General features: G+C 41.4%; 11 protein-coding genes. 3 read left to right on the top strand and 8 right to left on the bottom strand.

Annotated elements, in window-relative coordinates; all coding sequences use genetic code 11:
* Nucleotides 1–170: 170 nt before the first annotated feature.
* Nucleotides 171–1,064: a zinc metalloprotease HtpX gene (gene htpX / locus H5975_RS05815; protein ID WP_204785264.1), complete on the bottom strand. Its 894-nt coding sequence runs from the start codon at nucleotides 1,062–1,064 to the stop codon at nucleotides 171–173.
* 13 nt (nucleotides 1,065–1,077) lie between these two features.
* Nucleotides 1,078–1,647 (bottom strand): LemA family protein, encoded by a 570-nt coding sequence (locus H5975_RS05810; RefSeq protein WP_178660335.1) that lies wholly within the window; start codon nucleotides 1,645–1,647, stop codon nucleotides 1,078–1,080.
* Between the two features lie 135 nt (nucleotides 1,648–1,782).
* Here H5975_RS05810 and H5975_RS05805 point away from each other — a divergent pair, with 135 nt between their 5' ends.
* Complete coding sequence (locus H5975_RS05805) at nucleotides 1,783–2,244, top strand: low molecular weight protein-tyrosine-phosphatase (protein WP_204785263.1); 462 nt, start codon at nucleotides 1,783–1,785, stop codon at nucleotides 2,242–2,244.
* Between the two features lie 152 nt (nucleotides 2,245–2,396).
* Here the strand turns inward: H5975_RS05805 and H5975_RS05800 are convergent, their stop codons facing one another.
* The gene (locus tag H5975_RS05800; RefSeq protein ID WP_204785262.1) at nucleotides 2,397–3,083 is read right to left on the bottom strand and encodes a class A sortase; all 687 of its coding nucleotides are present in this window, start codon (nucleotides 3,081–3,083) and stop codon (nucleotides 2,397–2,399) included.
* 72 nt (nucleotides 3,084–3,155) lie between these two features.
* Between H5975_RS05800 and H5975_RS05795 the strand changes: the two genes are divergently transcribed.
* Nucleotides 3,156–4,376, top strand: coding sequence for an MFS transporter (locus H5975_RS05795; RefSeq protein WP_428832685.1), 1,221 nt, complete (start codon nucleotides 3,156–3,158; stop codon nucleotides 4,374–4,376).
* A 45-nt stretch (nucleotides 4,377–4,421) separates the two neighbouring features.
* Here the strand turns inward: H5975_RS05795 and H5975_RS05790 are convergent, their stop codons facing one another.
* The 5 genes from H5975_RS05790 to H5975_RS05770 all read right to left on the bottom strand — a co-directional run bounded on the left by H5975_RS05790 (nucleotide 4,422) and on the right by H5975_RS05770 (nucleotide 9,113).
* Complete coding sequence (locus tag H5975_RS05790) at nucleotides 4,422–4,673, bottom strand: type B 50S ribosomal protein L31 (RefSeq protein ID WP_006917318.1); 252 nt, start codon at nucleotides 4,671–4,673, stop codon at nucleotides 4,422–4,424.
* Between the two features lie 96 nt (nucleotides 4,674–4,769).
* Nucleotides 4,770–6,032 (bottom strand): UDP-N-acetylglucosamine 1-carboxyvinyltransferase, encoded by a 1,263-nt coding sequence (locus H5975_RS05785; protein ID WP_204785260.1) that lies wholly within the window; start codon nucleotides 6,030–6,032, stop codon nucleotides 4,770–4,772.
* A 294-nt stretch (nucleotides 6,033–6,326) separates the two neighbouring features.
* Nucleotides 6,327–7,931: a CTP synthase gene (locus H5975_RS05780; protein WP_178660325.1), complete on the bottom strand. Its 1,605-nt coding sequence runs from the start codon at nucleotides 7,929–7,931 to the stop codon at nucleotides 6,327–6,329.
* Between the two features lie 150 nt (nucleotides 7,932–8,081).
* Nucleotides 8,082–8,642: a DNA-directed RNA polymerase subunit delta gene (gene rpoE / locus H5975_RS05775; protein WP_204785259.1), complete on the bottom strand. Its 561-nt coding sequence runs from the start codon at nucleotides 8,640–8,642 to the stop codon at nucleotides 8,082–8,084.
* 45 nt (nucleotides 8,643–8,687) lie between these two features.
* Entirely contained in the window at nucleotides 8,688–9,113 is a 426-nt protein-coding gene (locus H5975_RS05770) for a DUF1934 domain-containing protein (RefSeq protein ID WP_304133671.1), read from the bottom strand.
* A 122-nt stretch (nucleotides 9,114–9,235) separates the two neighbouring features.
* Here H5975_RS05770 and H5975_RS05765 point away from each other — a divergent pair, with 122 nt between their 5' ends.
* The gene (locus tag H5975_RS05765) at nucleotides 9,236–10,591 is read left to right on the top strand and encodes an HD domain-containing protein (protein WP_204785257.1); all 1,356 of its coding nucleotides are present in this window, start codon (nucleotides 9,236–9,238) and stop codon (nucleotides 10,589–10,591) included.
* The last annotated feature ends 202 nt before the right edge of the window (nucleotides 10,592–10,793 follow it).

Genomic DNA, 10,793 nt, shown 5'->3' with positions numbered 1-10,793 from the left:
GAGTAATCCTCTTCTTCTTTCATCCAGTTAATGATCGATGTTTAATTATAGCACTTTACTAATATGGTCACAATAATTACCAAACGCAAAAAATGCAGTGGCGATTTTCTTTCACCAAATTAGCAAATTAAATGGGACCCCAACCAATATGGTTAGAGCCCCAAATTAATCTACATATTTTCTAGTCGTTGAATACGGTCATCCAATGGCGGGTGTGTATCAAAGAGGTGACTAAACCAATGATGCTTACCGTTTTTTTCAGGATCACTGATATATAATGCTGAGCTATTAGGATCCGGATCTTTCATTGGTGTGGCGTTTTTGAGCTTCGTTAATGCGGAAATTAATCCATGCGGGTTCCGTGTGAGTTCAACTGAACCAGCATCTGCTAAATATTCCCGGTTCCTTGACAACGCCATTTGAGCAATAGAGGCAGCCAATGGTGCCAAGATAATCATCAAAATAGAGCCAAGAATCGCAATCACACCGGCACCGTCACGATCATCATCACGATTGCTTCCGCCAAACCACCATATATGACTAACAAACCCAGTTAACGCACCAATTGCAGATGCTAATGCTAACGCAATGGTTTGAAGACGAATATCATAATTGCGGACATGTGACATTTCATGTCCCATGACCCCTTCCAGTTCTTCACGGTTCATCACTTGTAATAGTCCTGTGGTAGCAGCTACCGCAGCGTGTTCTGGATTGTTTCCAGTTGCAAATGCGTTCGGGCTAGGATCATCAATGATAAAAACCCGTGGCATGGGAACCTGGGCAACCATCGCCATGTCTTCCACAACGTGCCACAACTCTGGAGCTTCATCGGCAGAATGAATTTCATGCGCATTATTCATTCTCATGACAACGTCTGTCGATTGCCCCACCATTACTGAAACATAGATGAGGGCAATCACTAAGGCGATAATCACACCGCCCCAAGCACTACCTGCAAAAAGGTACCCGACCGCCGCACCTACTAACGCTACCAATGCAGAGAAAGCAACCATTACCACAACCGTCATCCGCTTATTGCGGGCAATTTGTTGATAAAGCATTCCTTCATCCCCACTAGTTGTTTAAATCACTAAAGTCCACTTGAGGATTCTTCTTAGCATCATCTGGAACTTGAAGGTAGTCCATCTTAGTGAAGTGGTGAATCCCAGCTACTAGATTACTTGGGAAAGTTTGGATCTTAGCATCAAAGGCTGCCACGGTGGAGTTATATAGTTGACGAGAGTAGGCAATTTTATTTTCTGTATTGCTTAACTCTTCCATCAATTTGCTAAATTCGCTGCTGGCCTTTAAATCAGGATAGTTTTCAGCAACTGCATATAAAGAATTCAGCGCACCGGTCAACTTATCAGACACAGCCATCTTTTCTTGATGGGCGTTGGCTGGCAACTCAGCAATTTGTTGCCTTAATGATGTGACCTGTTCTAACGTTTTTGCTTCGTACTTACTGTAACCCTTAACAGTATTAACCAGGTTAGGAATCAAATCATTACGCCGTTGTAATTGAACATCGATTTGGCTCCAAGATTCTTGCGCGTTGGTCCGCATCCGCACCAAACTGTTGTATATACTGATATACAGTAAAACCAATAGAACGACGACAACAATAACAATAATCGCAGTCATATTAACAATCTCTCCTTTGCTTATTTGTAATAATGATACCAGGTCACCTTGGCATTGAAAAGTTAAGTCTTTCCTAAGAAAACTAGCTTTTTAAAGCTAAATTCCGTATGATGGAATTAAAAGTGAGGGATGAATATGAAAGTTTTATTTGTATGCTTAGGTAATATCTGTCGTTCACCGCTTGCCGAAGCTATGTTTCGACAAATGATTAACGATCATGGACTGGCGAACCAGGTTACAATTGATTCTGCAGGTACCAGTAGTGAAGAAGAAGGAAATCACCCTTATCCTGGCATCCGCAAAATCATGGCTAAATATGATTTACCAGGACAAGACCTGGTTTCGCGTCCCATTACAGAAGACGACTTCAATAATTTTGACTTAATTATTGGCATGGACGATATGAATTTACGCCATTTGCGTGCTATCGCTCCTCAGTCTGCCAAGTCAAAAATTCATGGCATTTATGACTTAGTCCCTGGCAAGGCTGGTCAATCCATTCCTGATCCGTGGTACACTCATGAATTTCAGAAAACTTACGATGCTCTTCATGAAGCATTACCATACTGGCTCGATTATGTTGAGCACCACATATAAAAGGTACTGTATCATTAGTCAGACTACAATCATTAAATACGAACAGCGCAGTACAACAATGGGGCCTAGCACTCGGTAAACCGAGCGCTAGGCCCCTATTGTTGCTTACGGGGGCGTGAAAACGAAGTCGTAAACGACTTCTGTCACGCTCCCTACCGATTAGTATAGCCCTTGCTCAAACTCTTTTGAACAGACTGTGGTGCCTTTTCAAACTGCATGGACTTAACATAATTTCCCCGAATCATTAACCGTCGTGACCCCGTTGCATTACAAGTAATCAAGGTCACAATCTTTTGGGGAGTATTTTCAACTACATCAACCCTGGAAGCATCAATAAATTTTCGTTCATTAATACGATATTCATAAATTCGGTTCATATCAGTAAGGTAAATCTTTTGGCCAACTTTCGCATCATAGTACAATGGCGAAAACAGAATTCGCGAGCCATGAGCCATATTATGACCAGCTAACGCATAGTTGCCTTGTCCCATTTTTTGATCTGCCCGCATTGTTCCAGCCGCCAAAGCTAACGTGTTGTTATCTACCCCTTTACCAATTGGAATTGACATCTTAATTGCAGGAATGGAAATCACACCAATAACATTAATTGATTGCTTTCGTGCCCGTGCCTTGGCCACTGACTGTAAGTTTAAATCTTGAACATTACTAAAATCATATTTGGCCTTTTTGGCATTATTTTGCTGTACCGTCTGCTTCGTCACCTGTGGGTGGTAAGTCCTTACCAAATAATATTTAATTTGTTGGTTAAAAATTAATGCCAAACTGACAACCAGCAGTATTACAATGGTTGTCCAACGAAGCCATTCTCTTTTTTTCATACTGTTACCTACTTTTAGTTAGTGTTAAGATAATCATTACTAGTATACATCATTTTAACTAAGGAGTGTGTCATTTTGTCTAAACAGCGGCGGCCAGTGTGGGTCCGCAATCTTCGTGTCCTAGCTGTGGGCGTTTTCTTTGCAGGAATGGGCTTCTCAGAAATCATGCCATTCCTCTCACTTTATATCGCCACCCTAGGTCACTACACCCACCAACAGTTAAACTTCTATTCAGGGGTCGTTTTTGCGGTCATGTATTGCGTTTCCGCAATTGTTTCTCCCTATTGGGGAAAATTAGCAGATAAAAAGGGGCGCAAGCCCATGATTCTCCGAGCATCGTTAGGAATGGCGGTTGTAATTGCTGCGATGGGATTAGTTACTAATGTTTGGCAACTGATTGCCCTCCGAATGGCACAAGGAGTGTTTGCCGGTTTTGTTAGTAATTCCAACGCATTAATTGCCACCGAAACCCCTAAGGAAAAGTCCGGGCAAGCACTTGGTACCATGGCCGCTGGGGTCACCGGCGGTAACCTTCTGGGACCACTTTTGGGAGGAACCCTGGCAGAAATCTTTAGTTATCGGGTAACGTTCTTCATCACAGGTGCTATTCTTTTTGTCATCTTTTTAGGATGTCTCTTTTTTGTTCACGAAGAAGGTTTTCAACCCGTTCAGGGTAAACAATTTGATAAGGCTAGCGGTGTGATTCATGAGTTGACATCTCCCCGAATTATCTTCGGTTTGCTGGTCACTACCATGATTATCCAAGCTGCTAATAATTCCATTAACCCCATCATTTCATTATTTATTAAAGAGTTGATGCACGGTGGCAAGGGAGTTACTTTCGTTAGTGGGGTAATTGCTGCCCTCCCCGGGGTGGCCACCATGTTTGCTGCTCCACTGTTGGGGCGACTTGGTGACCGAATTGGTACTCAGAAAATTCTGATCATGGGATTTATTATTAGCATTCTTTGTTTTGTCCCTAGTGCCTTCGTCAAGAATCCCTGGCAACTTGGGATCTTACGTTTCATCATCGGCATTGCCGATGCTTCATTGTTCCCACAAGTGCAAACGTTGCTAACTAAGAATTCACCATCTAAATTAACTGGTCGGATTTTTAGTTGGAACCAGAGTTTCATGTATATCGGTAACATCCTCGGCCCGTTAATTGGTGGGTTCGTTGCGGGATTATTTGATTACGGAGCAGTATTTTTATCCACGGCTTTCTTAGTTCTCGTCAACATGCTCCTATTCATCGTCAACGTCTACTTCCCTTTAAAATCACAAACTAAGTAAAAAAAGATCCTGGCAAATGCCAGGATCTTTTGGTATCTAAACAGATTAGTTGTTCTTGAAACCGTACTTCTTGTTGAACTTGTCGACAGCACCATCTGCTTGAGTAAACTTTTGCTTACCAGTGTAGAATGGGTGTGAGTCAGAAGTAACTTCAACCCGAATCAATGGGTATTCGTTACCGTCTTCCCACTTAACAGTTTCCTTTGAAGTAGCAGTAGAACCAGACAAGAACTTGTAGCCAGTTGAAGAATCTTCAAATACTACGTAGTGGTAATCTGGATGAATTCCTTGTTTCATAATTTATACGCTCCTTTGCCATGAATCATTGCCTGAAACATAGTTATTTTTACAACTATGACAGAATAACATAAATTTACGATGAACGCAAACTTATTAATCTTCATCTTCAATCTTAACGTCACCATTTAACCGGTTTAGTTTCCAAACAATCCGGTCATAGCCACGCAAAATATTATCAGCCTTATGAATCACTGTTGTGCCATGGGCCATTAGACCAGCAATTACCAATGCTGCCCCTGCACGAATTTCACCGGCCTCAACATCAGCGCCATGCAGTTCATCGGTATGGTCAATAATGATCTTGCCATCGGCAGCACTGATCTTCATTCCCATTTTTTGTAATTCTGGGATATGCTTAACCCGCTTTGGATAAATCGTATCAACCACGACACTTTCACCATTTGCTTTAGCCATCAGTGGCGTCAACGGTTGTTGCAGGTCAGTTGCAAAGCCTGGGTATGGCATGGTTTTGACATGGACAGGTTTTAATTCCTTAACAGTTGGTACGTAAATCTTGTCGCTGTCAATTTGTAAATCAACGCCCATCTCCATCAATTTGCTAGTGTATGCTTCCAAGTGTTCAGGAATCACATTTTTCAGCATTACACCATCACCAAGGGCGGCTGCTAATGATAAGTATGTACCAGTTTCAATCCGGTCGGCTATGATCGTGTGCGTGTTCATTGATTGTAAAGTATCAACACCTGTGATCCGCACCACGTCAGTTCCGACACCACGGATTTTGGCACCCATGTTGTTTAAGAAAGTCGCTAAGTCAATAATTTCTGGTTCACGGGCCGCATTTTCAATGACGGTTGTTCCTTCAGCTCGTACTGCAGCCAAAATAGCATTAATGGTGGCACCTACAGATACCATATCCATAAAGATCCGTGCTCCATGGAGACCATTTGGTGCATCAAGGTGTACAGTTCCAGCTTTTTCACTAACGTTAGCCCCCAAAGCTTCAAATGCCTTTAAATGTTGGTCAATTGGGCGTGGGCCAATATTGTCTCCGCCGGGGAAGGTCAGAGTTGCGCGGTGAAAACGTCCTAGAAGTGCTCCCATAAAGTAATACGATGCTCGTAAACTCTTGATTGCCTTACTCGGTAGTTCTGCCTCAACAATCTGTGTTGGATCAATGTCCAATACCCCATGGGTAAAACTGGATTTGACGTTCATTGATTCCAAAATAATCATCAAGTTATGAACATCCAAGATGTCAGGCACAGTATCAAACTGAACTGGCGTATCAGCCAAAATAGCTGCTGGAATGAGTGCTACAGTACTGTTCTTAGCACCACCGATGGTTACTTCACCAGCTATTCGGTTTCCTCCTTGAATGATCAGTTTTTTCATATTGATCTTTCCTCACTTAATCATTTAGTAATCTTTTTTATGTAATAGTTTCAAAGTTAATAATAATTATTTAAACAGTCAATAAACATAATAAAGAACAAACTGTGAAATTACAACCTTTTCACCAAATAATTAAACATTCTTCAAATTAATTTAAAAGCAACTCTGACAAATTTAAAGCAGGTCACAATTATTAACGCAATACAACAAACAATAGGGGCCAAACGTTCAGTAAACTGAACATCAGACCCCTATCGCCTCTTATGGATAGATAACAACTCCCCACGAATCATTTTACTTACCTTGCACAGCAGCCTTAACAAATGCACCAAACAACCCTTCTGGATGGTTTGGACGAGATAAGAACTCTGGGTGATATTGTGCTGCTACGAAGAACTTGTTTTCTGGTAGTTCAACAACTTCGACCAAGTTCCGTTCTGGATTAATACCAGAAACCACTAACCCAGCCTTTTCCATTTCATCACGGTACTTGTTATTAAATTCATAACGGTGACGGTGACGTTCATGGATTAATGGCTTATTATCATAAGCTGCTGCTGCAACTGTACCTGGCTTAAGCCGGCAATCGTAAGCACCTAAACGTTGTGTACCACCCATGTCTTCGATTCCTTCTTGGTCAGACATTAGGTCAATAATATTATGCTTGGTGTTTGGATCAAATTCTGTTGAGTTAGCATCCTTGTAGCCAAGCACATCCCGTGCATATTCGATGCAAGCGGTTTGCATTCCTAGGCAAATACCAAGGTAAGGAACGTCATTTTCACGGGCATATTTAATAGCAGTGATCATCCCTTCGACACCACGGTTACCAAAACCACCTGGCACTAAGATCCCATCGTACTTGCCTAATACATCAGCGACGTTGTCTTCATTAATGTGTTCAGCATTGAAGTGATCAACCTTCACATCCGCATCAACAGGATAACCCGCGTGACGCAAAGCTTCGTTAACTGAAATATATGCGTCTTGAAGATCAGTGTACTTGCCAACCATGGCAATCTTAACCGTCTTAGTTAAATCATTTTCAATGTGATCAACCATCTTCGTCCAATCACGCATATCAGCCACCGGTGCATCAAGCTTAAAGTGGTCAACAACCAGTTGATCCATTCCTTGCTTTTGAAGATTCAATGGAATTTCATACAAGTTTGGAACATCCAGTGATTCGATAACAGCGGCAGGATCAACGTCACAGAATAAGGCAATCTTTTTCCGCATTTCTTCGGTAATTGGTTGTTCAGTCCGCACTACCAAAATATTTGGTTGAATCCCCAAGCCACGCAATTCGCGTACACTGTGTTGAGTTGGCTTCGTCTTCATTTCACCAGCTGCTCGCAAATATGGAATTAATGTGGCGTGGATATAAAGCACGTTATCCGCACCAGCTTCCTTCTTCATTTGACGAATGGCTTCCATAAATGGTTGTGATTCGATATCACCAACGGTCCCACCAATTTCAGTGATGACAACGTCAGCGCTTGTACTTTCACCAGCCCGCTTGATCTTTTCCTTGATCATGTTTGTAATGTGCGGAATTACTTGGACTGTCCGACCCAAGTAATCACCACGGCGTTCTTTACGTAACACTTCAGAATAAATCTTTCCTGTTGTCACGTTTGAGTATTTGTTCAAGTTATTATCAATAAAACGTTCGTAGTGTCCAAGGTCCAAGTCGGTTTCTGTACCATCATCAGTCACAAATACTTCCCCATGTTGGTATGGGCTCATTGTTCCTGGGTCAACATTAATGTATGGATCAAATTTTTGAATTGCAATCTTTAATCCACGGTTTTTCAGTAATCGTCCTAAAGATGCTGCAATAATTCCTTTGCCAAGTGATGAAACAACCCCACCAGTTACAAAAATGTACTTCGTCATTCTTTACTCTCCTTTATTCTCTACGCTACAAACGAAAAAACTCCCCATTTCATATTGAAATAGGGAGCTATTAAAACGAGATGTCCCAAGCTTTCTTGGGAGCCCAAGTAAAATAATACAAAGGCCCATTCCAATAGTCAAGAAGAAATTTTATTCTTCGTCACCATCATCATAGTCATCGTCGTCACTGTGTAATTCTGATAAGTGATTCTCGATGTCGTCATCCGCAGTATCATCATCCATTGGATTATCGTCATCATAATCATCAGTATCATCATAATCGTCGGAATCATCAGTATCGTTAAGATCGTCATCTTCCGGATCATCATTATCGTAGTCAATTACGTCATCATCGTCGTCACTACCTGTTAAGAAGGCATTAACTTTACGACGACGCTTGGTTGGACGATCATCATCGTCATCGTCAGATTCACCAACAGTGGCTTCATCAATGGAGTCATATGGATACCAAGCACGTAACCCCCACGTATTGTCACCTAGGGAAATAAAGCTACCATCGACGTTTAAATCAGTGTAGAACTGGGAGAGTCTTTCCCGAATTTCCTCATCACTCTTGCCAAGATACTGTTGAATTTCATTTGTTAGGTCGGCAAATGCCATTGCTTCACCATGATAAGCTAAAATTGCGTGCGCAACTTCAATCATTGAAAGTTCTGACTTATCTTGGCCATCGAAAACCTTTAAATCCAAATTGGTGCACATCCCTTCAAAAAGTCTAAACTACATACTACAATATTAGGCTTGAAATTGCAATTGAATTCGATAACTTCCTAATACTTGCCCGTTGTTTTTTAACAAATAAGTTGCTTTCACCATTCCGTGACAATTAGCAAAATCAATCTCTTTTACCAGTTCTTTAGTATGAACAACCAAATGAATTGGTCCATATTCGGTTTGATAACGAGTCGTTGTCTCCTGGTCGGTTTGAAAAACTAACCGTGTTTCTCGCGCTCCATGACGATCTAGTTGAACAGCGTCACCATCCAAACGAAATTTAACCGGGGTCTCTTGACCATCCTGGTGTTCAATATACCGCAAGTAGGTTTGGCCGCCGTTTAAACGAATTAATTGCCCCTCTTCGTTAAATTCAAACTCTTCCGTTTGGTCTCCCATGGTCATTGCTGTTTTTAAATGAACCTGAACAGAATGTACTTCCTTAATTGTTCCTCGCCATCCTTACGTTTTTTATATATTATAAACTTCCCCAGTTATTAACGCTACTAGTGCGGTTTCGTAGTCAATTCGTTATAATTAAAGAAAAACTAGACGTTAGGAAGCACAATATGAGTTTTAAAGATGAAGATTTACCAAAAGAAAAAGTATTCCGTGATCCCATCCATGGTCATGTCATCGTTGATAATCAAATTATCCTCGATTTAATTAATACTCCCGAATTTCAACGTCTGCGTCGTATCAAACAGTTGGGAACAACTTCTCTCACATTTCACGGCGCTGAACATTCCAGATTTGGTCACTGCTTAGGAGTTTACGAAATTGCTCGGCGGATGTGCAATCATTTTCAACGAAATTATCCCAGCAAGACCCCGGGCGATGGGTTGTGGAATGATAACGAACGGCCCATTGCACTCACTGCTGCACTCCTTCATGATATTGGCCACGGACCATACTCACACACCTTTGAGCACATCTTCCATACCAACCACGAAGCGATTACCCGCCAAATCATCACTAGCCCTGAGACTAATGTTAACCGGATTCTACGACGGGTCAGCCCTGAGTTTCCACAACAAGTAGCTAGCGTCATTGACCACACATATCCAAACCAACAGGTAGTGCAAATGATTTCTAGTCAAGTCGATGCTGACCGAATGGACTATCTCCAACGTGATGCCTACTATACCGGCACCAATTACGGTAAATACGATTTAGATCGTGTGTTAAGGGTAATGCGACCAATTAAAAATGGGATTGCCTTTGAAATTTCAGGAATGCATGCTGTGGAGGATTACATTATTAGCCGACTCCAAATGTACCTGCAGATCTACTTTCACCCGGTATCCCGTTCTATGGAAGTGATCTTAGACCACCTTCTAATGCGGGCGAAATATCTTTATAAGCACCCTAATGATTATTCGCCAGTATTTACTCCGCACATGTTGATGCCATTTTTTAATGGTCACTACACCTTAAACGATTACTTATCACTAGACGACGGAGTGTTAACAACCTATTTCTTGCATTGGCGTGATTCAGGAGACGATATTTTAAGCGACTTGGCCCAACGGTTTCTGAACCGGCGACCATTAAAATCAGTTCTGTACGATGAACAAACCGCTACGTTGCTTCCTAAATTGCGTGATCTGATTTCAACTGCCGGTTTTAATGATCAATACTACACTGCTACCAATTCCAGCTATAAGCTCCCCTATGATACTTATAACCCAAAGGATTCCCAACCACAGAGTCAAATTGAACTGATTCAAAAAAATGGGGAATTAGTTGAACTATCTGAAGTTAGTACCTTGGTAGCCAGCATTACCGGACGGGAAGCAGGTGACAAACGCTTCTTCTTCCCTAAGGAAATGCTCGTTCAACAAGATGATATTGAAATTTTCCAACCAATCTATGATGAATTTCAACAATATATTCAAAATAATCACATTGTTCAACCACGTTAAGTCGCTTAACGGGTAACAAAAAGGGTTCTACACCAAATGGTGTTGGTTAGAGATTTTTCATCTCTATACCAATGCCATTTTTGTGTTTTAAACAAAAAACAGAGGTAAACCTCTGTTACAATGAAATCGCCAAAACACATTGAAAGAAGGTTACCTCCATGGATAATAATACTAGAAAACTACTTGGCATAACAGACCCTAA

This window comes from Limosilactobacillus coleohominis (assembly GCF_016901675.1).
Taxonomy (GTDB): Bacteria; Bacillota; Bacilli; order Lactobacillales; family Lactobacillaceae; genus Limosilactobacillus; species Limosilactobacillus intestinavium.
The sequence above is the reverse complement of the archived record's forward strand: the minus strand, read 5'-3'. Positions and strand labels throughout refer to the sequence as shown.